This is a genomic window from Streptomyces sp. WMMC940 (genome assembly GCF_027460265.1).
Taxonomy (GTDB): Bacteria; Actinomycetota; Actinomycetes; order Streptomycetales; family Streptomycetaceae; genus Streptomyces.
Genome location: NZ_JAPZBC010000001.1, coordinates 6,560,001 through 6,584,559 on the forward strand (window position 1 = coordinate 6,560,001; position 24,559 = coordinate 6,584,559).

General features: G+C 68.4%; 17 protein-coding genes, 2 rRNA genes, 2 pseudogenes and 1 riboswitch (1 of these 22 running past the window's edge). Of the genes and pseudogenes, 17 read left to right on the forward strand and 4 right to left on the reverse strand.

From position 1 onward, the window contains the following. The 12 genes and pseudogenes from O7595_RS28945 to O7595_RS29000 all read left to right on the forward strand — a co-directional run. Nucleotides 1–2,637: ribosomal RNA gene (locus tag O7595_RS28945) — 23S ribosomal RNA — on the forward strand; it begins 486 nt to the left of the window's first position. A gap of 89 nt (nucleotides 2,638–2,726) precedes the next feature. Continuing rightward, nucleotides 2,727–2,843 (forward strand): 5S ribosomal RNA (rrf, locus tag O7595_RS28950). A gap of 168 nt (nucleotides 2,844–3,011) precedes the next feature. After that, the gene (locus O7595_RS28955; protein ID WP_269731518.1) at nucleotides 3,012–3,620 is read left to right on the forward strand and encodes a CDP-alcohol phosphatidyltransferase family protein; all 609 of its coding nucleotides are present in this window, start codon (nucleotides 3,012–3,014) and stop codon (nucleotides 3,618–3,620) included. A 116-nt stretch (nucleotides 3,621–3,736) separates the two neighbouring features. Further along, nucleotides 3,737–6,244, forward strand: a complete 2,508-nt coding sequence (locus tag O7595_RS28960; RefSeq protein ID WP_269731519.1) for a mannose-1-phosphate guanyltransferase — start codon at nucleotides 3,737–3,739, stop codon at nucleotides 6,242–6,244. A gap of 109 nt (nucleotides 6,245–6,353) precedes the next feature. Continuing rightward, nucleotides 6,354–7,277: a DUF881 domain-containing protein gene (locus O7595_RS28965; protein WP_269731520.1), complete on the forward strand. Its 924-nt coding sequence runs from the start codon at nucleotides 6,354–6,356 to the stop codon at nucleotides 7,275–7,277. Then, nucleotides 7,274–7,606 carry a small basic family protein gene (locus O7595_RS28970; protein ID WP_017948521.1) on the forward strand — a complete coding sequence of 111 codons (333 nt, stop codon included), beginning with the start codon at nucleotides 7,274–7,276 and terminating at the stop codon, nucleotides 7,604–7,606. The genes O7595_RS28965 and O7595_RS28970 overlap by 4 nt, the downstream gene beginning before the upstream one ends. A gap of 215 nt (nucleotides 7,607–7,821) precedes the next feature. Continuing rightward, nucleotides 7,822–8,748, forward strand: coding sequence for a DUF881 domain-containing protein (locus O7595_RS28975; RefSeq protein ID WP_269732671.1), 927 nt, complete (start codon nucleotides 7,822–7,824; stop codon nucleotides 8,746–8,748). An 82-nt stretch (nucleotides 8,749–8,830) separates the two neighbouring features. Then, nucleotides 8,831–9,762: pseudogene (locus O7595_RS33725) on the forward strand (FHA domain-containing protein). Nucleotides 9,763–9,776: 14 nt separating this feature from the next. Continuing rightward, nucleotides 9,777–10,514: a transcriptional regulator FtsR gene (gene ftsR, locus O7595_RS28985; RefSeq protein WP_269731522.1), complete on the forward strand. Its 738-nt coding sequence runs from the start codon at nucleotides 9,777–9,779 to the stop codon at nucleotides 10,512–10,514. Between the two features lie 76 nt (nucleotides 10,515–10,590). Then, nucleotides 10,591–11,064, forward strand: coding sequence for a bifunctional nuclease family protein (locus O7595_RS28990; protein ID WP_026281837.1), 474 nt, complete (start codon nucleotides 10,591–10,593; stop codon nucleotides 11,062–11,064). A 225-nt stretch (nucleotides 11,065–11,289) separates the two neighbouring features. After that, on the forward strand, nucleotides 11,290–11,889 hold the full coding sequence (locus O7595_RS28995) for a MerR family transcriptional regulator (protein WP_269731523.1): 600 nt from the start codon (nucleotides 11,290–11,292) through the stop codon (nucleotides 11,887–11,889). Between the two features lie 81 nt (nucleotides 11,890–11,970). Next, nucleotides 11,971–13,473, forward strand: coding sequence for a DNA polymerase IV (locus O7595_RS29000; protein ID WP_269731524.1), 1,503 nt, complete (start codon nucleotides 11,971–11,973; stop codon nucleotides 13,471–13,473). 146 nt (nucleotides 13,474–13,619) lie between these two features. Here O7595_RS29000 and O7595_RS33970 read toward each other — a convergent pair. After that, nucleotides 13,620–13,766: pseudogene (locus O7595_RS33970) on the reverse strand (PRC-barrel domain-containing protein); the annotation flags it as partial. A gap of 114 nt (nucleotides 13,767–13,880) precedes the next feature. Next, nucleotides 13,881–13,976: riboswitch (glycine riboswitch) on the forward strand. Between the two features lie 177 nt (nucleotides 13,977–14,153). Between O7595_RS33970 and gcvP the strand changes: the two are divergent. After that, complete coding sequence (gcvP, locus tag O7595_RS29010) at nucleotides 14,154–17,039, forward strand: aminomethyl-transferring glycine dehydrogenase (protein ID WP_269731525.1); 2,886 nt, start codon at nucleotides 14,154–14,156, stop codon at nucleotides 17,037–17,039. A 157-nt stretch (nucleotides 17,040–17,196) separates the two neighbouring features. Here the strand turns inward: gcvP and O7595_RS29015 are convergent, their stop codons facing one another. After that, on the reverse strand, nucleotides 17,197–17,394 hold the full coding sequence (locus O7595_RS29015) for a DUF5999 family protein (protein WP_093654310.1): 198 nt from the start codon (nucleotides 17,392–17,394) through the stop codon (nucleotides 17,197–17,199). 290 nt (nucleotides 17,395–17,684) lie between these two features. After that, on the reverse strand, nucleotides 17,685–18,275 hold the full coding sequence (locus O7595_RS29020) for a hypothetical protein (RefSeq protein WP_269731527.1): 591 nt from the start codon (nucleotides 18,273–18,275) through the stop codon (nucleotides 17,685–17,687). A 494-nt stretch (nucleotides 18,276–18,769) separates the two neighbouring features. Here O7595_RS29020 and O7595_RS29025 point away from each other — a divergent pair, with 494 nt between their 5' ends. Further along, complete coding sequence (locus O7595_RS29025) at nucleotides 18,770–20,272, forward strand: glutamate-cysteine ligase family protein (RefSeq protein WP_269731528.1); 1,503 nt, start codon at nucleotides 18,770–18,772, stop codon at nucleotides 20,270–20,272. Between the two features lie 86 nt (nucleotides 20,273–20,358). Continuing rightward, nucleotides 20,359–21,162 (forward strand): CPBP family intramembrane glutamic endopeptidase, encoded by an 804-nt coding sequence (locus O7595_RS29030; RefSeq protein WP_269731529.1) that lies wholly within the window; start codon nucleotides 20,359–20,361, stop codon nucleotides 21,160–21,162. Between the two features lie 145 nt (nucleotides 21,163–21,307). Here the strand turns inward: O7595_RS29030 and O7595_RS29035 are convergent, their stop codons facing one another. Beyond that, the gene (locus O7595_RS29035) at nucleotides 21,308–22,129 is read right to left on the reverse strand and encodes a PhzF family phenazine biosynthesis protein (RefSeq protein WP_269731530.1); all 822 of its coding nucleotides are present in this window, start codon (nucleotides 22,127–22,129) and stop codon (nucleotides 21,308–21,310) included. Nucleotides 22,130–22,268: 139 nt separating this feature from the next. Here O7595_RS29035 and O7595_RS29040 point away from each other — a divergent pair, with 139 nt between their 5' ends. Together O7595_RS29040 and ltrA are read left to right on the forward strand one after the other, a co-directional pair. Continuing rightward, a complete protein-coding gene (locus tag O7595_RS29040; RefSeq protein ID WP_269731531.1) occupies nucleotides 22,269–22,874 on the forward strand; it encodes a PadR family transcriptional regulator in 606 nt (201 codons plus the stop codon). Nucleotides 22,875–23,208: 334 nt separating this feature from the next. Continuing rightward, nucleotides 23,209–24,495, forward strand: coding sequence for a group II intron reverse transcriptase/maturase (gene ltrA, locus O7595_RS29045; RefSeq protein ID WP_269731532.1), 1,287 nt, complete (start codon nucleotides 23,209–23,211; stop codon nucleotides 24,493–24,495). Nucleotides 24,496–24,559 lie beyond the last annotated feature (64 nt).

A 24,559-nucleotide genomic window follows, 5' to 3' on the forward strand; every position in this document is an offset into this window, starting at 1 on the left:
TGAATCTGGCGGGACCACCCGCTAAGCCTAAATATTCCCTGGTGACCGATAGCGGATAGTACCGTGAGGGAATGGTGAAAAGTACCGCGGGAGCGGAGTGAAATAGTACCTGAAACCGTGTGCCTACAAGCCGTGGGAGCGTCGGGCGTGCCTTTGGGTGCGTCTCGTGACTGCGTGCCTTTTGAAGAATGAGCCTGCGAGTTAGCGGTGTGTAGCGAGGTTAACCCGTGTGGGGAAGCCGTAGCGAAAGCGAGTCCGAACAGGGCGGTTGAGTTGCACGCTCTAGACCCGAAGCGGAGTGATCTAGCCATGGGCAGGTTGAAGCGGAGGTAAGACTTCGTGGAGGACCGAACCCACCAGGGTTGAAAACCTGGGGGATGACCTGTGGTTAGGGGTGAAAGGCCAATCAAACTCCGTGATAGCTGGTTCTCCCCGAAATGCATTTAGGTGCAGCGTCGTGTGTTTCTTGCCGGAGGTAGAGCACTGGATAGGCGATGGGCCCTACCGGGTTACTGACCTTAGCCAAACTCCGAATGCCGGTAAGTGAGAGCGCGGCAGTGAGACTGTGGGGGATAAGCTCCATGGTCGAGAGGGAAACAGCCCAGAGCATCGACTAAGGCCCCTAAGCGTACGCTAAGTGGGAAAGGATGTGGAGTCGCAGAGACAACCAGGAGGTTGGCTTAGAAGCAGCCACCCTTGAAAGAGTGCGTAATAGCTCACTGGTCAAGTGATTCCGCGCCGACAATGTAGCGGGGCTCAAGCGTACCGCCGAAGTCGTGTCATTGCGATATGTACCCCCAACGGGGATCGTGATGGGTAGGGGAGCGTCGTGTGCCGGGTGAAGCAGCCGTGGAAGCGAGTTGTGGACGGTTCACGAGTGAGAATGCAGGCATGAGTAGCGATACACACGTGGGAAACGTGTGCGCCGATTGACTAAGGGTTCCTGGGTCAAGCTGATCTGCCCAGGGTAAGTCGGGACCTAAGGCGAGGCCGACAGGCGTAGTCGATGGACAACCGGTTGATATTCCGGTACCCGCTTTGAAACGCCCAGTATCGAGCCCATTAATGCTAAGGCCGTGAAGCCGTCGGCTGAGTCTTCGGACGAGGTCGGAGTGGTGGAGCCGCTGACCCAAGGTGGTAGTAGGTAAGTGATGGGGTGACGCAGGAAGGTAGTCCAGCCCGGGCGGTGGTTGTCCCGGGGTAAGGGTGTAGGACGTCGCGTAGGCAAATCCGCGTGACATGTGTCTGAGACCTGATGCCGAGCCGATTGTGGTGAAGTGGATGATCCTATGCTGTCGAGAAAAGCCTCTAGCGAGTTTCATGGCGGCCCGTACCCTAAACCGACTCAGGTGGTCAGGTAGAGAATACCGAGGCGTTCGGGTGAACTATGGTTAAGGAACTCGGCAAAATGCCCCCGTAACTTCGGGAGAAGGGGGGCCACGTCTGGTGATCACTCTTGCAGTGTGAGCTGGGTGTGGCCGCAGAGACCAGCGAGAAGCGACTGTTTACTAAAAACACAGGTCCGTGCGAAGCCGTAAGGCGATGTATACGGACTGACGCCTGCCCGGTGCTGGAACGTTAAGGGGACCGGTTAGCTCCATTTCGGTGGGGCGAAGCTGAGAACTTAAGCGCCAGTAAACGGCGGTGGTAACTATAACCATCCTAAGGTAGCGAAATTCCTTGTCGGGTAAGTTCCGACCTGCACGAATGGCGTAACGACTTCTCGACTGTCTCAACCATAGGCCCGGTGAAATTGCACTACGAGTAAAGATGCTCGTTTCGCGCAGCAGGACGGAAAGACCCCGGGACCTTTACTACAGTTTGATATTGGTGTTCGGTTCGGCTTGTGTAGGATAGGTGGGAGACTGTGAAGCTTGGACGCCAGTTCAGGTGGAGTCGTCGTTGAAATACCACTCTGGTCGTGCTGAATGTCTAACCTGGGTCCGTGATCCGGATCAGGGACAGTGTCTGATGGGTAGTTTAACTGGGGCGGTTGCCTCCCAAAGGGTAACGGAGGCGCCCAAAGGTTCCCTCAGCCTGGTTGGCAATCAGGTGTTGAGTGTAAGTGCACAAGGGAGCTTGACTGTGAGACCGACGGGTCGAGCAGGGACGAAAGTCGGGACTAGTGATCCGGCGGTGGCTTGTGGAAGCGCCGTCGCTCAACGGATAAAAGGTACCCCGGGGATAACAGGCTGATCTTCCCCAAGAGTCCATATCGACGGGATGGTTTGGCACCTCGATGTCGGCTCGTCGCATCCTGGGGCTGGAGTCGGTCCCAAGGGTTGGGCTGTTCGCCCATTAAAGCGGTACGCGAGCTGGGTTTAGAACGTCGTGAGACAGTTCGGTCCCTATCCGCTGTGCGCGTAGGAGTCTTGAGAAGGGCTGTCCCTAGTACGAGAGGACCGGGACGGACGAACCTCTGGTGTGCCAGTTGTCCTGCCAAGGGCATGGCTGGTTGGCTACGTTCGGGAGGGATAACCGCTGAAAGCATCTAAGCGGGAAGCCTGCTTCGAGATGAGGACTCCCACCCACTTGATGGGGTAAGGCTCCCAGTAGACGACTGGGTTGATAGGCCGGATATGGAAGCCAGGTGACTGGTGGAGTTGACCGGTACTAATAGGCCGAGGGCTTGTCCTCAGTTGCTCGCGTCCACTGTGTCAGTTCTGAAGTAACGAACATGCCGGGACCATGTGGATGGTCGGTCGGGTTCGACATCTTCATAGAGTTTCGGTGGTCATAGCGTTAGGGAAACGCCCGGTTACATTCCGAACCCGGAAGCTAAGCCTTTCAGCGCCGATGGTACTGCAGGGGGGACCCTGTGGGAGAGTAGGACACCGCCGAACAAATTTTACTGGGAAAGCCCCGGGCCGAGACGGTCCGGGGCTTTTCCGCGTTCCGGGGAGGCAGGGGCAGATTGGGCCTGAGCGACCCGACACCCCTGTGTACATCGCTCATCCTGCTGACGGTAAGGTCAGGAGGCATCGTTGGTACGTTCGGCAGGAGGCCCCCGGGTGGAGGTCCAGGAGACCCGCGTTCAGACCGACCGGGTACTCACCATCCCCAACATCCTCAGTATGGCCCGCCTGCTCGGCGTGCCGCTGTTCCTGTGGCTGATCCTCCTGCCGGAGTTCGGTGGCCCGAAGGTCGACGGCTGGGCGCTGCTCGTGCTGGCGCTGAGTGGCGTCAGTGACTATCTCGACGGCAAGCTCGCCCGTCGATGGAACCAGGTCAGCAGCCTGGGCCGGATCCTCGACCCCGCCGCTGACCGGCTCTACATCCTCTCCACCCTCGTGGGCCTGACCTGGCGGGGGATCCTGCCCCTTTGGTTGACCGCGGCACTTTTGGCACGGGACCTGATGCTCCTCGTGATGGTGGGAATCCTGCGCCGGCACGGCTATCCGCCTCCCCAGGTGAACTTTCTGGGCAAGGCGGCTACCTTCAACTTGATGTATGCGTTCCCGCTCCTGCTGCTCAGCGACGGAGAAGGGTGGCTCGCGTCACTCGCCGAAGTCTTCGGATGGGCGTTCGCAGGATGGGGTACAACTCTGTATTGGTGGGCAGGGATCCTCTATGTGGTCCAGGTCCGCCGACTCGTCAAGGCTGACGCCGTGGCCGATTGAGCCGTATGCACAGAGCTGTGCAGAGTCCCACCGGTCCGCATGAGAACTGGAGAGGGGCCTGCCCGGACGGGTGAAGTCGGCTGGACCGTCGTCTCTTCAAGGAGGACGCTTCCGACATGAAGGCCGTCGTGATGGCTGGTGGCGAAGGAACACGACTTCGCCCCATGACCTCGAGCATGCCCAAGCCACTGCTGCCGGTGGTCAACAGGCCGATCATGGAGCATGTGCTGCGCCTGCTCAAGCGGCACGGGCTCACTGAGACGGTCGTTACCGTCCAGTTCCTCGCTTCCCTCGTCAAGAACTACTTCGGCGACGGTGAAGAGCTGGGGATGGAGCTCACATACGCGCACGAGGAGAAGCCACTCGGTACCGCGGGCAGTGTGAAGAATGCGGAAGAGGCGCTCAAGGACGATGCTTTCCTCGTCATTTCCGGAGATGCGCTCACCGACTTCGACCTTTCGGATCTCATCCGGTTCCACAAGGAGAAGGGCGCACTGGTCACGGTGTGCCTGACCCGGGTGCCGAATCCCCTTGAATTCGGCATCACGATCGTGGACGAGCAGGGCAAGGTCGAGCGCTTCCTGGAGAAGCCCACCTGGGGCCAGGTCTTCTCGGACACCGTGAACACCGGCATCTACGTGATGGAGCCGGAGGTCTTCGACTACGTCGAGCCGGATGTCTCGGTGGACTGGTCCGGTGATGTCTTCCCGCAGTTGATGAAGGAAGGCAAGCCGATCTACGGCTATATCGCCGAGGGCTACTGGGAGGACGTCGGCACCCACGAGAGCTATGTGAAAGCGCAGGCCGACGTGCTCGAGGGCAAGGTCGACGTGGACGTCGACGGCTTCGAGATCTCGCCCGGCGTCTGGGTGGCGGAGGGTGCCGAGGTGCATCCGGACGCCGTGCTGCGCGGTCCTCTCTACGTCGGTGACTACGCCAAGGTCGAAGCGGACGTCGAAATCCGCGAACACACCGTGGTCGGGTCCAACGTGGTCGTGAAATCGGGTGCGTTCCTCCACCGGGCCGTCATCCACGACAACGTCTACATCGGACCCCACAGCAATCTGCGCGGTTGCGTCATCGGCAAGAACACCGACATCATGCGCGCCGTGCGGATCGAGGACGGCGCGGTCATCGGTGACGAGTGCCTGATCGGCGAGGAGTCGATCGTCCAGGGCAACGTTCGGGTCTATCCGTTCAAGACCATCGAGGCCGGCGCCTTCGTCAACACCTCGGTGATCTGGGAGTCCCGCGGCCAGGCGCATCTGTTCGGGGCCCGGGGAGTATCGGGAATCCTCAACGTCGAGATCACGCCCGAGCTCGCCGTGCGGCTCGCGGGCGCGTACGCCACCACCCTGAAGAAGGGCGCGACCGTCACCACGGCCCGTGACCACTCACGAGGCGCGCGAGCCCTCAAACGCGCGGTGATCTCAGCACTCCAGGCCAGCGCCATCGACGTACGGGACCTGGAGAACGTCCCCCTGCCGGTCGCCCGGCAGCAGACGGCCCGAGGAAGCGCCGGCGGCATCATGATCCGCACTTCGCCGGGCGTACCCGACTCGGTCGACATCATGTTCTTCGACGAACGAGGCGCGGACCTGTCCCAGGGCGGCCAGCGGAAACTCGACCGCGTGTACGCGCGCCAGGAGTACCGTCGCGCGTTCCCCGGCGAGATCGGAGACCTCTCCTTCCCGGCGAGCATCTACGACTCCTACACGGGCTCGCTTCTGCGCCACGTCGACACCAGCGGGATCGCGGACGCCGGCCTCAAGGTCGTCATCGACGCGTCCAACGGCAGCGCCGGTCTCGTACTGCCGAGCCTCCTCGGCAGGCTCGGCGTGGACGCGCTGACGATCAACCCCGGGCTCGACGAGTCGCGGCCGACCGAGACGCTCGAGCAACGCCGGCAGGGCCTGGTGCGGCTGGGCGAGATCGTGGCGTCCGCGCACGCCGCCTTCGGCGTGCGTTTCGACCCCGTCGGCGAGCGGTTGTCGTTCGTGGACGAGCGTGGGCGGATCGTGGAGGACGACAGGGCGCTGCTCGTCATGCTGGACCTGGTGGCCGCGGAGCGCCGCAGCGGCAAGGTGGCGTTGCCCGTGACGACGACGCGCATCGCCGAGCAGGTCGCCGCGTACCACGGCACTCAGGTGGAGTGGACGACCACGTCGCCCGACGACCTGACCCGGGTGTGCCGGGAGGAGTCCACCATCTTCGGCGGCGACGGCCGCGGCGGCCTCATCATCCCGGAGTTCAGCAGTGTGTTCGACGGTCCGGCGGCGTTCGTGCGGCTCCTCGGCCTGGTGGCCCGTACCCAGCTCACGCTCAGCCAGATCGACGCCCGTATCCCGAGGGCCCATGTGCTCCGCAAGGACATCGCGACGCCGTGGGCGGTCAAGGGCCTGGTGATGCGCCGGGTCGTCGAGGCCGCCGGCGACCGGTCCGTGGACACGACCGACGGTGTCCGCGTCGTGGAGGCCGACGGCCGCTGGGTCCTCGTGCTCCCCGACCCGTCCGAGGCAGTCACCCATCTGTGGGCCGAGGGCCCCGACGACACGTCCGCCCAGGCGCTCCTCGGCGAGTGGTCCGCGGTCGTGGAAAGCGCAGGTGACGACACGAAGCAGTGAGCGTGCCGGCGGTCTGAGGACGAAGTGCCGGGGTGCGGCGCGGTCCGCATCCCGGCACAACCGTGGGGCCATTCGGCGGTAGCGGCTGCGACGTGCGACGATGTGCGGCATGCCGCAGCAGCACCCCGTACCGAGGACAGCCTCACCGCCGCGTCCCGATGCGTCGATGTCGCTGCTGAACAACGTCATGGACCACAGCCTCGACGACGGTTACGCGGAGGCGGCGGCCCGTAGGGACGCGGAGGGCGGACGGCTGCCCCAGACGCTTCGGGCCAAGCTGTGGCTCGCGGCCGGGCTGGTGCTGGCGGCGCTGGTGGTCACCCTCGGGGCTGCGCAGGCGCGGATATCGGCACCCGTCGTGGCGAAGGAACGCGAAGAGCTCATCGACCGTATCGAGGCCGAGACCGCGGCCGCGGACGAACTGGAGCAGGACGTCGACAGCCTCCGTGAGGAGGTCGGCGAACGGCAGCGCAAGGCGCTCCAGCAGCAGGGCGGGCACCAGGGGGACGTGGTGGCGCTGCTCTCCGGAGCGACCGAGGTGACCGGCCGAGGGGTCAAGCTGGTCGTCGACGATGCCAAGGACAGCGAGGCAGGCGGTGGCGGTCCGCGGGAGAGCAGCGGCTTCTCCGACACCGGACGGGTCCGCGACCGCGACATGCAGCGCGTCGTCAACGGACTCTGGGAGTCCGGCGCGGAGGCCGTCGCGATCAACGGACAGCGGCTGACGGCCCTGTCCGCGATCAGGGCCGCCGGCGACGCCATACTCGTCGACAACAGGCCGCTGGTGCCGCCCTACACGGTGCTCGCCGTCGGGGACGGGAAGAAGCTGAGCACCGCTTTCCAGGACAGTGTGGACGGCCAGTACCTCCACGCGCTGCAGGAGAACTTCGGAATCCGGAGCAGCATCTCCGCCCAGGAGCGGGTGCGTCTGCCGGCCGCACCGAGCCTGATCGTACGTACCGCAGAGCCGAGGACCGCCGGTGGCACGCCCGCCGGTCAGGGCACGGCAGAGACAGGGAAGGGCACATCGTGATCGCCGTACTTGGCCTGGTCTTGGGAGTCGTGGCGGGACTGTTGCTCCGCCCCGAGGTGCCGGCGGTGGTCGAGCCCTACCTTCCGATCGCCGTGGTCGCGGCTCTCGACGCGGTGTTCGGCGGCCTGCGGGCCATGCTCGACGGGATCTTCGTCGACAAGGTCTTCGTGGTCTCGTTCCTGTCGAACGTCGTCGTGGCCGCACTGATCGTCTTCCTCGGCGACAAGCTGGGCGTCGGTGCGCAGTTGTCCACGGGTGTGGTGGTGGTCCTCGGCATCCGCATCTTCTCCAACGCGGCCGCGATCCGCCGCCATGTCTTCCGGGCGTGAGGCCGATGAGTGACGACGACAAGACCCTGCGCGAGAAGCCGGACTCCCAGGACGGGCCGCCGAGGACGACGGGCGACCGCGCGCCCGGGGCGACGCCGCCGCAGGGGCCCGGAGGGACACCGCCGACCTCGACGCGCGACCGCGCGCCAGGGGCGACGCCGCCGCAGGGGCCCGGAGGGACACCGCCGACCCCGCCCGTCCTCGCACGCGGGTCCGTGCCCGCCGAGCCGGGGCCGCTTCCCGTCCCGGCCCCCGCGAGGCCGGCGGAATCCGGGAAGGACGGTGCACGGTCCGCCGCTGCCGGGACCGCAGGCTCCCGGACCGACGGGTCGGAGGGGACGGACCGCACCGCCGTCCACGGCACGGGCGCTCCCGCGGAGGAGGGCCCGGAGACGACGACGCCGTCCGGCGACGGGCCGCAGCTGACCGGGCGGCAGCGACTGGCGGCCGGGCTGTGGCCGCCCCGCTTCTCCCGCGCCCAACTCGTCGTGGCCCTCCTGCTGTTCGTCCTCGGTCTGGGTCTGGCCATCCAGGTCCAGTCGACGAGCGACAACAGCGCCCTGCGCGGCGCCCGCCAGGAAGATCTCGTGCGCATCCTCGATGAACTGGATGACCGCACCAAGCGTCTGGAAGATGAGAAGCGGCGTCTCGAGGACCAGCGGACCGAACTGGAGACCAGCTCGGACCAGGCCGAAGAGGCGCGCAGGCAGACACAGGAAAAGGAGCGGCAGCTGGGCATCCTCGCCGGTACCGTGGCGGCACAGGGCCCGGGCATCACGCTGACCATCGGCGACGGTGCCGGAGCGGTCGAGTCGGACATGCTGCTCGACGCGATCCAGGAGCTCCGTGCCGCAGGGGCCGAGGCGATCCAGGTCAACGGGGTGAGGGTCGTCGCGGACTCCTACTTCTCCGACGGCGGTGGTTCCATCGAGGTGGACGGCAAGAGGATCAGCGCTCCGTACCGCTTCAAGGTCATCGGCAAGCCGCAGGACCTCGAGCCGGCGCTGAACATCCCCGGCGGTGTGGTGCAGACCCTGGAGAAGGAGCAGGCCACCGCCTCGGTGACCCGCTCGGAGAAGATCGTCGTGGACGCCTTGCGACCCGTGGAACGGCCTGACTACGCTCGGTCGTCCTCCCAGTGAGACAAGGGCGTACGAGGGAGGCCGGAGATGGACGAGGGGTTGCGGGGGGTCGGCGCATCGTAGGAGTGCTGCGTGGTGGAAACTGTCCGGAGGGTACGGACGTTGTGAGGATGTCCGGGTCGGCAGGTGTGTTCATTCAGGGTTCCTGCCCCACGGGCGGGTCTGTTTTTCGGTCAAGGGGAATCGCCCGTGAAGTTGTTTGGGAAGTTGTTCGGCAAGAGCGCACGCGACGACAGCGGCACCGCCCGCCATCGCGCTCCGCGCCATGGCCACGAGGAGGAGCAGAGCGGCGAGCGTCCGCTCTTCCGGGACGAGATCGCCGGTGACATTCCCGGCGGTCCGGGCGCGTCTGCTGTTGACCCTGCCGGTCCCGGCCGCATAGGTTTCGGGGAACCGTCAACCTCAAGTGCGGGTGGAGGGTTTACGCCCGACCCGTATGCATCCCATGCCCCCGCGGGGCAGCCGCGGCAGGAGGATCCGTCCATGCCGGTGTGTACGCGATGCGGCAATCGCAATGCCGAGACCAGCCGCTTCTGTTCCAACTGCGGCGCGCCACTGCGGTCCGGAGCTCCGGCGGAGCGTGCCTCGGAGACGACCTCGACGATCTCCATCTCGGGGATCGAGGCCTATGAGGCGGAGGCCACCGGCCAGACGCCCATCCCGTCGCTCTCGCCCGAGGCACAGGCGGCCGTCGACGCCCTGCCGCTCGGATCCGCGCTGCTCGTGGTGCGCCGCGGGCCGAACGCGGGCAGCCGCTTCCTCCTGGACAGCGAACTGACCACGGCGGGCCGCCACCCCCAGAGCGACATCTTCCTCGACGACTTCACCGTCTCCCGGCGCCATGTGGAGTTCCGGAGGGCGGCCGACGGCACCTTCACCGTCACCGATGTCGGCAGCCTCAACGGCACGTACGTCAACCGCGAGCCCATCGACTCGGTCGTCCTGGCGAACGGTGACGAAGTTCAGATCGGTAAGTACCGGCTGGTCTTCTACGCGAACCAGCGGGGCATGTGACCTCAGGGACCTCCATGCGGCGAACTCCGACGGGCGGTGCCGGTCACGGCACCGCCGGTGGCGACCGGCTGGTCAGCATCGGCTCGGTGCTGAGTCAGCTGCGCGAAGAGTTCCCCGAGGTCACGATCTCCAAGATCCGGTTCCTGGAGGCCGAGGGGCTCGTCGAGCCGCAGCGCACACCGTCCGGTTATCGCAAGTTCAGCGTCGAGGACGTCCAGCGGCTCGCGCAGGTGCTCCGTATGCAGCGGGACCACTACCTGCCCCTGAAGGTCATCCGCGAGCACCTCGACGCGCCGGCCCGGGGGGAGCGGCCTCCAGTGCCGCCCCCGAGCGGGCCGGCGGACTCCGGTGCGCCAGGCGGGTTCCCCTCCGAGACGGCCACGGCGGCGCGCGTCGGCCGGGCGGAACTGCTCGCCGCCGCTGAAGTGACCGAGGCGGAGCTCGACGAGTGGGAGTCCTACGGTCTGATCACTCCTTCGGCGGAGTCCGCCTATGACGCCGAGTCCGTGACGGTGGCCAAACTGATCGCCGACCTGGGCAGATTCGGTCTGGAGCCGAGGCATCTGCGGGCCATGAAGGCGGCTGCCGACCGCGAGGCCGGCCTGGTCGAACAAGTGGTCGCACCGCTTCGCCGGCACCGCAATCCGCAGACCAGAGCGCATGCCGAAGCGACCACGAAGGAGCTGGCGGCGCTCTCGGTCCGGCTGCACTCCGCGCTGGTCCAGACGGCGCTGGGGGTGCGTCTGCCCTGAACCCCCGGGCGGGCTTGCACCGATCTTGGGGGAACCCGACTACCCAAACCTGCCGGGCACGTCCTAGGGTTGCTGTGTGAACGAGCTCGACGTTGTGGGTGTCCGGGTGGAAATGCCCTCCAACCAGCCGATCGTGCTCCTGCGTGAAGTGGGAGGCGATCGGTACCTCCCCATCTGGATCGGACCGGGTGAGGCGACCGCTATCGCCTTCGCGCAGCAGGGAATGGCGCCGGCCAGGCCGTTGACCCACGACCTGTTCAAGGACGTGCTGGAGGCCGTCGGACAGGAACTCACCGAGGTGCGGATCACGGACCTGCGGGAGGGTGTCTTCTACGCGGAGCTGGTCTTCGCCAGCGGCGTCGAGGTCAGCGCCAGGCCGTCCGACGCCATAGCTCTGGCGCTGCGCACCGGCACGCCGATCTACGGCAGCGACGGCGTTCTGGACGACGCGGGCATCGCGATCCCGGACGAGCAGGAGGACGAGGTCGAGAAGTTCCGCGAGTTCCTCGACCAGATCTCGCCCGAGGACTTCGGCTCCAGCAGCCAGTGATCCGCGGGCCCGGCGCCGCGATCCGTAGGGACGAGCGGCGTCGCGGTCGGGTCGGGACCCGTGCGTCGGACGTCCCACCGGGGATCCGGCCACGTATTCCCCGAAACAGGGCACGCAAAACCACTCTCAGGGTGATTATCACTCGGCGTGCCGAGTGTGGCGATCGTTGACGCACCCGGGGCGACTCCCTACCGTCGAGGAGGCAGGTCAAGGACGGAGGTCGGCGTGAGAAGCAGCGGCGACGGTACGGCAGCGGGTGCTCACGGGCGTGGTCCCGCGGAGGGCTTGCCGTATCCGCTTCACGACAGTGCGCAAGCCGATGTGACGCCCGAGACCGTGGGCTATCGGGGGCCGACCGCCTGCGCGGCGGCGGGCATCACCTACCGGCAGCTCGACTACTGGGCGCGCACCGGTCTGGTCGAACCGAGCGTCCGGTCGGCTCACGGATCGGGCACGCAGCGGCTCTACAGCTTCCGGGACGTGGTGGTCCTCAAGATCGTCAAGCGCTTCCTGGACACGGGCGTGGCCCTGCAGAACATCCGCGCGGCGGTACGGCACCTGCGGGCCCGCGGCTTCGCGGACCTGGAGCGGATGACCCTCATGAGTGACGGCGCGACGGTCTACGAGTGCTCCTCGCCGGACGAGGTCGTCGATCTCCTCCAGGGCGGGCAGGGCGTGTTCGGGATCGCGGTCGGAGTCGTGTGGCGGGACGTCGAGGCGGCGCTCTCGCAGCTGCACGGCGAGCGCATCGACACCGGCGAGACGCTGATCGGCCAGGACCCGGGTGACGAGCTGGCCCGGCGCCGCCGCGAGCGCGCCGGCTGACCCCCGGGGCCGTCGGGACTTCCCGGTCGGCCCGTACGCGCGTACGGGCGATTGTCAGTGCCGTAGGGCAGCATCGGAGCCGTGAGACCCGCGCCCACCATCCTGCATCTGGACATGGATGCGTTCTTCGCCGCCGCGGAGCAGGCGGCGAAGCCGAGTCTGCGCGGGAAGCCGGTGGTCGTCGGTGGGCTGGGGCCGCGCGGAGTGGTCGCCACCGCTTCGTACGAGGCGAGACGGTTCGGTGTGCACTCGGCGATGCCCATGGCGCAGGCGCGGAGGCTGTGCCCCAACGCCGCCTGTCTGGTGCCGCGCTTCTCGCTCTACCGGACGGTCAGCGACCAGGTGATGGAGCTGCTGGGCGGGCTCTCGCCCCTGGTGGAACCGCTGAGCCTGGACGAGGCCTTCGTGGACCTCGAGGCGGGCGGCACGGCGGATGACTCCCGGTCGGCCCGGGAGGCCGGTGAGCGGCTGCGCAGGGACATTTTGATGACCACCGGGCTGACGGGTTCGGTGGGACTGGCGGGTTCCAAGATGCTGGCGAAGATCGCCTCGGAGCAGGCCAAGCCCGACGGGCTGGTGCTCATAGAGCCCGGCACCGAGCGGGAGCTGCTCGCTCCGATGCCGGTGCGGACCCTGCCGGGCGTGGGCCCCGCGACGGGCGAGCATCTGCGGCGGGCCGGCATGACCACGGTCGCGGACCTGGCCGAGGCGGGCGAGGACGAGCTGGTACGGCTGCTGGGGAAGGCGCACGGGGGAGCGATCTTCCGGATGGCCATGGGCCACGACGACCGGCCGGTGGTCGCCGAGCGGGACGCCAAGTCCGTGTCGGTCGAGGACACCTTCGACGTGGACCTGCACGACCGGGTCCGCATCCGGATGGAGGTCGAGCGGTTGGCCGGCCGCTGTGTGCGCCGGCTGAGGGCCTCCGGGCACTCGGGACGGACGATCGTGCTGAAGGTGCGGCGGTTCGACTTCTCGACGCTGACCCGGTCGGAGACGCTGCGCGGGCCCACCGACGATCCCGCGGTGGTACGGGAGGCCGCGGCCCGGCTGCTGGAGGCGGTGGACACCACGGGTGGGGTCCGGCTGCTCGGCGTGGGTGTGAGCGGTCTCGCCGACTACACGCAGGAGGACCTGTTCGCACAGGCCGCCGCGGGGGAGCGACACGACCAGGACGACGAGCCTGCGCCGTCCCGGGAGCCGTCGCCGGGCGAGGAGCAGCCGCCGGGCGGGGGCGTGCGGCCGGTGGTGGACCGGCGCTGGGCCGCCGGTCAGGACGTACACCACGCCGAGTACGGCCCTGGATGGGTCCAGGGCAGCGGGCTGGGGAGGGTCACGGTCCGCTTCGAGGAGCCGTGGTCGGTCGCACCGGGCCGGGTGCGGACGTTCCCGGTGGACGACCCGGGGCTGGAGCCCTCGGAGCCGCTGCCGCTGGTGCGTCCGCCGGAGGATCAGTCGTCGGGGCCGGCCAGCCGCCCGAAGTCGCGGTCCCCGGCGGAGCCGGTGCCGGGCCCTCCGGCCTCGTCGCCGGGGGACGGGGAGGCGGTCGGCCCCTCCGGCGGCGAGGGCAGGTCGAGACCGTAGTGGTGGTACAGCTGCAGTTCCTGCTCGGGGGAGAGATGGCGGCCGACACCGAAGTCGGGCGCGTCCTTGATCAGGGCGCGCTCGAACGGTATGTGGAGGCCGTCGCCCTCCAGCCGGCTGGGTTCCAGCGGTACGAACGCGTCCCGGCTGAACAGGCCGGTCCGCACGGCCGCCCATTCGGGGACGCCCGTGGCGTCGTCGAGGTACACCTCGTCCACGGTCCCGAGCTTGTGGCCCTCGCGGTCGAACGCCTTGCGGCCGATCAGGCTGCGCGGATCGATGTCGGTCTGCACGGTCCCTCCAAACAGGTCGCACGGGTTCGCTGAACACTACGAAAGTGCACATCCGGGGCGTCGTCCACTCGAAGGTCCCAGGTGAGGCCGCGCTGGTACGCTGGCAGCGGCTGCTGACCCCGTGCGGGAGAGTGCCCCGGTGAAAGCCGGAGCCGCCGAAGGAGCAAATCCTCCCCGGAATCTCTCAGGCCCCTGTACCGCACGGACGAGGTCACTCTGGAAAGCAGGGCGGGCGTCGGACGGCATCCGCTCTCACCGACGGTGAAAGCCGGCACGCCCCGGGGCGTGCCGGTGAAGCTCTCAGGTTGAGATGACAGAGGGGGAGGCCGTCCGGGCACCCGCGCCGTGGTGCCCCTCGCAGGTCGTTACGACCAGGAGGCCTCCGCAATGACCGCCAACCGCATTCCGCTCTCCCAGCTGGAGCGAGGCACCCCCTTCGAGCAGCGCCACATCGGCCCCGACACCGAGGCCCAGGCGAAGATGCTGGCGCAGGTCGGCTACGGCTCGCTGGACGAGCTGACCGCCGCCGCCGTGCCGGACGTCATCAAGAGCGCCGAGGCCCTGGGGCTGCCCGGCGCCCGCACCGAGGCCGAGGTGCTCGCCGAGCTCCGGGGCCTCGCCGACCGCAACCAGGTGCTTGCCCCGATGATCGGCCTCGGCTACCACGGGACCTTCACCCCGCCGGTCGTCCTGCGGAACGTGATGGAGAACCCGGCCTGGTACACGGCGTACACGCCGTACCAGCCGGAGATCTCGCAGGGCCGTCTGGAGGCGCTGCTCAACTTCCAGACCATGGTCGCCGACCTGACCGGACTGCCCACGTCCGGCGCCTCGCTGCTCGACGAGGGCACCGCCGCCGCGGAGGCCATGGCGCTGTCCCGGCGGGTCGGCAAGGTCAAGAACGGCGTCTTCCTGATCGACGCCGACGCGCTGCCGCAGACCATCGCCGTGATCGAGACCCGGGCCGAGCCGACCGGTGTGGAGGTCGTCGTGGCCGACCTCGGCGACGGGATCCCGGTGGAGATCGCCGAGCGCGGTGTCTTCGGCGTACTGGTCCAGTACCCGGGTGCCTCCGGTGCGGTCCGGGACATCAAGCCGGTCATCGACCAGGCCCACGACCTCGGCGCGATCGTCACCGTCGCCGCCGATCTGCTCGCCCTGACGCTGCTCACCTCGCCCGGTGAGCTCGGAGCGGACATCGCCGTCGGTACGACGCAGCGCTTCGGCGTCCCCATGGGCTTCGGCGGCCCGCACGCCGGCTACATGGCCGTCCAGGAGAAGCACGCCCGCAGCCTGCCCGGACGACTCGTCGGCGTCTCCGTCGACGCCGACGGCAACAAGGCGTACCGTCTCGCCCTGCAGACCCGCGAGCAGCACATCCGCCGCGAGAAGGCCACCAGCAACATCTGCACCGCCCAGGTGCTCCTCGCCGTCATGGCCGGGATGTACGCCGTCTACCACGGCCCCGAGGGCCTGCGGACGATCGCGCGCCGGACCCACCGCTACGCCGCGATCCTCGCCGAGGGGCTGCGCTCGGGCGGCGTCGAGATCGTCCACGGCGCGTTCTTCGACACGCTGACCGCACGCGTCCCGGGCAGGGCCGCCGGTATCGTCGCCGCGGCCCGCGAGGGCGGTGTCAATCTGCACCTCGTGGACGCCGACCACGTGTCGCTCTCCTGCGACGAGACCACGCTGCGCGCCCAGGTCTCCGCCGTCTGGGCCGCGTTCGGCGTCGACGGCGACATCGACGCGCTGGACGCGACGGTCGAGGACACGCTGCCGGCCGCGCTGCTCCGCAGGGACGACTACCTCACCCACCCGGTCTTCCACGCGCACCGCTCCGAGACCGCGATGCTTCGCTATCTGCGCCGGCTCGCGGACCGCGACTACGCGCTGGACCGCGGCATGATCCCGCTCGGCTCCTGCACCATGAAGCTCAACGCGACCACCGAGATGGAGCCGGTCACCTGGCCGGAGTTCGGCCAGATCCACCCCTTCGCCCCCGTCGAGCAGGCCGAGGGCTATCTGACCCTGATCCACGAGCTGGAGGAGCGCCTCGCCGAGGTCACCGGCTACGACAAGGTCTCGATCCAGCCGAATGCCGGATCCCAGGGCGAACTGGCCGGTCTCCTCGCGGTGCGCGCGTACCACCGCGCCAACGGCGACGAGCAGCGCACCGTCTGCCTGATCCCGTCCTCCGCGCACGGCACGAACGCCGCGAGCGCGGTGATGGCCGGGATGAAGGTCGTGGTCGTCCGCACCGCAGACGACGGCGAGATCGACGTCCACGACCTGCGCGCCAAGATCGAGCAGTACCGCGACGAGCTGTCCGTCCTCATGATCACCTACCCGTCCACGCACGGCGTGTTCGAGGAGCACGTCGCCGACATCTGCGCCCAGGTGCACGAGGCCGGCGGCCAGGTGTACGTCGACGGTGCCAACCTGAACGCGCTGGTCGGCCTCGCCAGGCCCGGCAAGTTCGGCGGCGACGTCTCGCACCTCAACCTGCACAAGACGTTCTGCATCCCGCACGGCGGCGGCGGTCCCGGTGTCGGTCCGGTGGGCGTCCGTCAGCACCTCGCCCCGTACCTGCCGAACCACCCGCTCCAGCCCTCGGCCGGGCCCGAGACCGGCGTCGGCCCGATCTCGGCCGCGCCCTGGGGCTCCGCGGGCATCCTGCCCATCTCGTGGGCGTACGTGAGGCTGATGGGCGGCGAGGGCCTCAAGCGCGCCACCCAGGTCGCGGTGCTCGCGGCGAACTACATCGCCAAGCGCCTCGAGCCGCACTACCCGGTGCTGTACACCGGACCGGCGGGCCTGGTCGCGCACGAGTGCATCGTCGACCTGCGGCCGCTGTCCAAGGCGACCGGCGTGAGCGTCGACGACATCGCCAAGCGCCTCATCGACTACGGCTTCCACGCGCCGACGATGTCGTTCCCGGTGGCCGGCACGCTGATGATCGAGCCCACCGAGAGCGAGGACCTGACCGAGATCGACCGGTTCTGCGAGGCGATGATCGCCATTCGTGCGGAGATCGAGAAGGTCGCCTCCGGCGAGTGGCCCGCCGAGGACAACCCGCTGCGCAACGCCCCGCACACCGCGGCCGTACTCGGCGGGGAGTGGCAGCACGCGTACAGCCGCGAGGAGGCCGTCTTCCCCGCCGGTGTCGAGGCGACGGACAAGTACTGGCCGCCGGTGCGCCGGATCGACGGCGCCTTCGGTGACCGTAACCTGGTCTGCTCCTGCCCGCCGCTGGACGAGTACGACAGCTAGGGCGCTCCCGGGGACCCACCCGGAACGCGTCGGGGCCGGCTCGGAGGTCTCTCCGAGCCGGCCCTCTTCGTCCGTGGGTCGGTTGCCCCTCGGTCCGTCGGCACGGAGCGGGGGTGGGTCTCCCGGCCGGGTGGTCCGGCTGACCGGGCGGCGGGCCTCAGGCCGCCGTCACGATCCGCAGTGGTCGGTGCGGGGCGATGATCTGGCCGTCCGGGAGCAGTTCGCCCGTGTCCTCGAAGAGCAGCACTCCGTTGCACAGCAGGCTCCAGCCCTGCTCCGGATGGTGCGCCACGAGGCGGGCCGCCTCCCGGTCGGCGGAGTCTGCTGTCGGGCACGGTGGCTGGTGCTGGCACATGGATGGGTTCTTTCGCTGCGATGTGGTGAGTGTCCCGCGGCTCGATGCGGTGCTCATGGCCGCCCCCCGTATCTGTCGTCGATCCCAGTGTTGCCCCACGGGCGTCAATCCGCAGGGATTTCACGGCAGCTCGTCCTACCTGTTAATGACGTGTCACCCCGGCGGGCGGTTCAGCTCAACTGCACCGTCCCTTCGGGTGGTTCGCACTGGCCGTAGTGGGCTAGTCCGGAAGGGGCATGAACATGCCCCGTGACTCCATGTCACGGGGCAGCGGTGTCCGGTGGCTCCGGTCAGGCCGGGAATCCGAGCAGGGGCGCGGGAGTGACCCTCGAGGTCATCACCGGCAGTAGATCGGCCACCCGGTGCGGCCGGTGGGCGGCGATCCCGGGGGGTGCGGGAGCGAGCGGCACCAGCAGGTCGGCGGGGGCCGGCTTGCCCTTCGCCGGATCCGTCTCGCGGTTGCCGTGCAGCCAGAGAGTGAGCATGTACAGCTCGGGCACGGACAGCAACCGTGGCTGGTAGCTGCCCGGGAGGGCCTCGGCCTGCTGCAGCGCCCGCTCGGTCGACGCGATGTACGGGCCTTCGAAGAAGTGCGAGAAGGCCCAGCCGTCCGGGGTCAGCATGGTGTCGGCGGCGGCGATGGCGCGGTCGCCGCCGCGGATCAGGAACCGCCAGCCCGCCAGCCGGGTGCGGGGCCTGCGGTCGCCCTGCGGCACCACCTGGTCCAGGACGTGGACGGGAAGCGGGAGTTCGGCGGTCACCGCTCCCTGGACGGAACGGAGGGCAGGAGTGCGTGCCTCGCGGACTGCGGAGGGGGATCCGAGTGCCGTGAGGACGCTGCGCAGTGCGGGCGCGGGAGCCGGGGGGACATGCAGCGGCATGGTGGGTCGCCTCTCACTCAAGAGACAGGGGGTGATGCGAGGGCAGATGCGGACGGCTCTGTCGGCGTGGGCCGGAGGGGGCCGGATTTCCGTGGCCGGGCGCCGACTTTCTGCCTCGTTCGCGTGAGTTTATACGACGTGTGTTCACTCAGTGTTTCTGCTAGCTGTCCCCGGCATTGCAGTCAAGGTCGAATCAGGCCTTCAGTGCGCGAAGTTCGAGGGGGTTATTCGTGAACGCAGCGGCGTCACCAGGTGTGTTACCCCACGAGCGGTCGGCCGAATCTCGTCGGAGTTTTTCACCACACCTCGGCAAATGGTAAATGCGCACTGCGCCATGCCGACGGAATGTGCCGGACGGATGGCGCACGGTCGCCGCTTCAGACTAGCGGCCCATCGGTCGTGCGCGAGACGTTACGGATCTCTTCGTCTGGGCATTATCGTCCGTGACACGAGCGGCCCGGCCGTGGACTGCCCACTCGAGGAGGGACCCTTCGATGGGGGAGAAGATCGTGGCAGGCGGGTTCGACCTGTCCGATCGGCAACGCTACCGGAGAAAGCTCCAGCAGTGCCTGGCGGGACTGGGGAGACTTCTGGCGGAGAAGAGGTTCGATCGCCCCAAGAATCTGATGGGGCTGGAGATCGAGCTCAATCTCGCGGGCTCCGACGGCCTGCCCCGGATGATGAATGCCGAGGTACTCGACAGGATTGCCAGCCGTGATTTCCAGACCGAGCTCGGAATGTTCAATCTGGAGGTCAACATAGCGCCGCACCGGCTCGGTGGCCGGGTCCTCGACCAGCTCGCCGAGGAGCTTCGCACTGGTTTGGGATATGCCCATCGCAAAGCCGCGGAGATCGATGCCGGAATCGTGATGATCGGAATTCTTCCGACCCTCGACGGCAAGGATCTGGTTTCTGCGAATCTGTCGGACGTCGACCGCTATGTCCTTCTCAACGACCAGATCGTCGCCGCCCGCGGTGAGGACTTCACCCTCGACATCGAAGGGGTGGAGCACCTCGGCTGCACATCGTCCTCGATCGCCCCGGAGGCGGCCTGTACGTCCGTGCAACTGCACCTCCAGGTGACCCCGGGCCGGTTCGCCCAGGTGTGGAACGCCGCCCAGGCCGTGGCGGCGGTCCAGATCGCCGTCGGCGCGAACTCCCCGTTCCTGTTCGGCAAGGAACTCTGGCGCGAGTCCCGGCCACCGCTCTTCCAGCAGGCGACGGACACCCGGCCGCCCGAGCTCCAGGCCCAGGGCGTGCGGCCCAGGACCTGGTTCGGCGAGCGCTGGGTGGGTTCCGCCTACGAACTCTTCGAGGAGAACCTGCGCTACTTCCCGGCCCTCCTGCCGATCTGCGACGACGAGGAGCCGCTGCGGGTGCTCGACGACGGCGGTGTGCCGCGGCTGCAGGAACTCGTCCTGCACAACGGCACGGTCTACCGCTGGAACCGGCCCGTCTACGGTCTTGCGGACGGCGTGCCCCATCTGCGCGTCGAGAACCGGGTGCTCCCGGCCGGTCCGACCGTCACCGATGTCGTGGCCAACGCGGCCTTCTACTACGGGCTCGTGCGGGCGCTCGCCGAGGAGTCGCGACCGGTGTGGACCCGGATGCCGTTCGAGACCGCCGCGGCGAACTTCGAGACCGCCTGCCGGCACGGCATCGAGGCCGAGGTGGAGTGGCCCCGCCCGGGCCGGGGCGGCGGGCTCACCCGCGTCCCCGCGGTCAAGCTCGTACGGGACGAACTGCTGCCGCTCGCGGCGGCCGGGCTGGACGCCTGGAACGTGGAACCCGCGGACCGGGATTTCTACCTGGGCGTCATCGAGGGGCGGTGCCGGCGCCGGGTGAACGGTGCGTCCTGGCAGGTGGAGGCCTTCCACCGGGCGCTGGACGCCGGGCTCGACCGGCGTGCCGCGCTCGCCGCGGTCACGCGCCGCTACAGCGCGCTGATGCATGCGGACGAGCCCGTGCACACCTGGCCCGCCGGACCGGGCGACTGACCGCCCCCGCAATCGGGTCCCGCCTTCGACCTCGGTCCCGCCGTCGGGCAAGCTGTGACGGCGGGACCGAGGCAACGGGAGGCAGTGTGCAGGCGGAGAAGGGACGGGTGTCCGGATCGGTCCCCGACGGGGGACTGCCGCGCGGGACACTGCGGTCCGAGACCCTGATCGTCCTGGCGCTCTCGCTGGGCGCCAGCGCGGTGTCGTCGCTCATCAGCTTCATCGGGGCGCTGACGAAGCCCGGCGGTCTCGCGGACCAGGCCGCGAACCTCAACAGCTCCTACGCGCCCGGCCGGCCGTGGCTCGACCTCGCGTGGCAGCTGTTCGGGATCGCGACGGCGCTGGTTCCCGTCGTCCTCGTCGGCCATCTGCTGCTCAGGGAGGGCGCCGGCGGGCTGAGGGCCGTCGGATTCGACCGCACCAGGCCGTGGTCCGACCTGGGGCGCGGTGCGCTGGTGGCCGCCGCCATCGGCAGTGCGGGGCTGGCTTTCTACCTGGTGGTCAGGGCAGCGGGTGCCAATCTCACGGTGGTCCCCGAGTCGCTTCCCGACGTGTGGTGGAAGTACCCGGTCCTCATTCTCTCCGCGGTGCAGAACTCCGTCGTCGAGGAGGTCATCGTCGTCGGGTACCTGCTGCGGCGGCTGGACCAACTGGGCTGGAGCCCGGTCGGTGCCCTCGCCGCGAGTTCGGTGCTGCGCGGCTCGTACCACCTCTACCAGGGCATCGGCGGCTTCGTCGGCAACATGGTGATGGGGGTGGTCTTCGTCCTGCTGTACCGCCGCTGGGGCCGGGTGGGGCCGCTCGTGGCCGCCCACGCGCTTCTCGACATCGTCGCCTTCGTGGGCTACGGACTGCTGGCGGGGAAGGTGGGCTGGCTGCCCACGGTGTGAGGCGTGTCGTGGCGGGCCGCGGGCGCGAGGGCACGGAGCGTGGCGCGAGGGGCGTACGGCCGGACTGCCGTACGCCCCTCCCGCATTACCCGCGGCGGGCAGCGGCCGCGTGCCCGCGGTGGCGCCGTGGCCGGCCGTCTCCCGGTCAGGGGGCGAAGAGCAGTTCGCCGTCGACGACGGTCACGGCGCTGCCGGTGAGCAGGACGCGGTCGCCGCGCAGCGCCGTCCGTACCAGGCCGGAGCGGGCGGAGGCCTGCAGCCCGGTCAGCTCCGGCCGGCCCAGCCGCGCCGACCAGAACGGCGCGAGGGCGGTGTGCGCACTGCCGGTGACGGGATCCTCGTCGATGCCGACGTTCGGGAAGAAGCAGCGCGAGACGTAGTCGTACCCCTTCCCCGGGTTCGCGGCCGCCGCCGTGGCGATGATCCCGCGCCGGGAGTGGGCGGCGAGGGCCCGGATGTCCGGGCGCAGACCGCGGACGGCCGCCTCGTCGCCGAGCTCGACCAGCAGATCGCCGATGTGGTCGGAGGTGTCCAGGACCGAGAGCGGAACGGCCCCGAGCGCCTCGGCGATGCCGTCCGGAGAGTCCACCGGGGTCAGCGACGACACGGGGAAGTCCAGGGTGATCGAGCCGTCCTCGCGCACGGTCGTCGTCAGGATCCCGCAGCGCGCCGCGAAGCGCACGGTGCCGCTCGCGGTGCCGGTCCGATGGAGGACGTGGGCCGTCGCGAGTGTCGCGTGCCCGCACATGTCCACCTCGGCGGCCGGTGTGAACCAGCGCAGCGCCCAGTCCGCCTCGCCGCCCGCGGGCAGCGGATGTGCGAAGGCCGTCTCGGAGAGGTTCATCTCCGTCGCCACGTCCTGGAGCCGGCCGTCGTCGGGGAAGGCGTCGGTGTCGAGCAGCACGACCGCGGCGGGGTTTCCCGCGAAGGGCCGGTCGGTGAAGGCGTCCACGATTCGAATCCGCATGGCGTCGACCGTAGATGCCCGGCGAAGCGGCCGGCCAAGGCCAATCCCGGTGATCTGGACCGGTCGGCGATTGCCAATCGAACTGTTCCGATATATCGTTGAGGCATCGCGACAGATCGAAGATGGAGGGAGCGTAGTGATGCGTTCACATGGACACGGCTTCGGACCCGGCCCGGGGCAGGGCGGTTGCGGGCCCGGCCATCACGGTCGGGGTGAGTACGAGGGGCGTCGCGCCGCCTTCGGTCCGTTCGGGCCGGGGTTCGGCGGCCCCCCGTGGGGCGGTGGCCGGGGCCGGGGCCGGGGGAGGGCTCGCCGCGGGGACGTGCGCGCCTCGATCCTGGTCCTGCTGAAGGACCGCCCGATGCACGGTTACGAGATGATCCAGGAGATCGGCGAGCGCAGCGGCGGGGCCTGGAAGCCCAGCCCCGGATCGGTCTATCCCACGCTCCAGTTGCTGGAGGACGAGGGGCTGATCACCAGCGAGAGCGACGGCGGCAAGAAGCTCTTCACGCTCACCGGGACGGGGCGCGCCGAGGCCGAGTCGGTTCCCGACGCGCCCTGGGAGGAGGCCGGCCGCGGGATCGACTGGGAGGCCATGAACGAGATACGTCAGGCCGGATTCGGGCTCATGGAGGCCTTCGGCCAGGTCTGGAAGACCGGTACCCCGGATCAGCGGCAGAAGGCGATCTCGGTGATCGGCGAGGCCCGCAAGAAGCTCTATCTGATCCTGGCCGACGAGGACTGACGGCCCACGGCGCCCGGCCGTCGGCGGACGGCGGTCGGTGCCGGACCCCAACGGCGCCCGCCGGTCCTCGACCGGGCGCGGGCAGGGGCGGGCCGCGCCGTGCTCGGGCAGGGCGGCGCCGTGTGCCGGGTGAGGGGCTCCGCATCGTGCGGAGCCCCTCGCGCGGTGCGCCCAGCATGGGCGATTGCTTGGGGGTGGAAGTCCCCTGGGGGAAGAGGTGGTGCTAACCCCGAGCCGGAGGCAAGGGCGTCATCGTGAGGTGGGGTCTGGAGGAAGCCCGAGGCGAGACCTGGGTACCGAGGAACACGAACCGTGTATGAGGCGTGCTGGTCGGGTGAGTCTGCTGCGGAAGGCGAAGCCCGAGTTGATGCTCTCGAAGGAGAACCTGCTCGTGGCGCTCAACCGTGTCGAGGTGAACCGGGGTGCTCCCGGGGTGGACGGTATGACCACGACCGAACTCAGGTCGTGGGTTGCGGTGCACTGGCCCGAGGTCCGGGCTGAACTCGATGCGGGCATCTACCGGCCGGCGCCGGTCCGTCAGGTGATCATCCCGAAGCCTGGCGGGGGCGAGCGGATGCTGGGGGTGCCGCGGGTGCTGGACCGCTTGATCCAGCAGGCCGTCGCGCAGGTGCTCGTGCCCATCTTCGACCCTGGCTTTTCCGGGTCGTCCTTCGGGTTCCGCCCCGGCCGGTCCGCCCATCAGGCGGTCCGTGTCGCGCGGCGGGCGATCGAGGACGGCAACCGGTGGGTCGTGGACCTTGATCTGGACCGGTTCTTCGACCGGGTTCAGCACGATGTCCTGATGGCACGGGTGGCGCGGAAGGTTAGTGACCGCAGGGTCCTGAAGCTGATCCGGAGGTATCTGGAAGCCGGGATCATGGTGGACGGCGTGAAGATGCCGAGCGTGGAGGGAACCCCGCAGGGGTCGCCGCTCTCGCCGATCTTGTCGAACATCATGCTCGACGATCTGGACCGGGAACTGTTCAGGCGTGGTCACCGGTTCGCACGCTATGCCGACGATCTGCGGATCTTCGTGCGGAGCAAGCGAGCCGCTCAGAGGGTGCTTGACTCGGTCACGGCCGTGGTCGAGCAGCGGCTGAAACTGAAGGTCAACCGGGACAAGTCGAAGGTGGTCCCAGCTTCCGTCATGACGATGCTGGGCTTCGGCTTCTACTTCGTCCGGGGCGGGGAGGTCAGGATCCGGGTCGATCCGAAGGCGCTCGCGCGTTGGAAGGTACGGATCAGGGAACTGACGTCTCGCCGGTGGAGTATCGCGATGGATGGACGCATCGCGAAGATCAACCGCTTCACCACTGGCTGGATGGGCTACTTCCAGCTCGCGAATACCCCCAAGGTGTTCCAGGGGCTGGACAAGTGGCTCCACCGCAGGATGCGGCAGATCCGCTGGAAGGAATGGAAGCGGTACGCGACCAAACGTCGTAACCTGCGGGCGCTCGGGATCGGTGAGCGTGCTGCTCGGGAATGGGCGGCCAGTAGCAAAGGCTACTGGCGGATCGCGGGATCGGCTGTCCTCCAGCGGGCGCTGCCCAACTCTCACTGGGAGGGTCTAGGTCTGCGCACGCTCAAGCCGACCTGGCAACGGTTGAGATCAGCTGGATGAACCGCCGGATGCGTGGCCCGCATGTCCGGTGGTGTGAGAGGAGGGACGGGCGACCCGTCCCTCC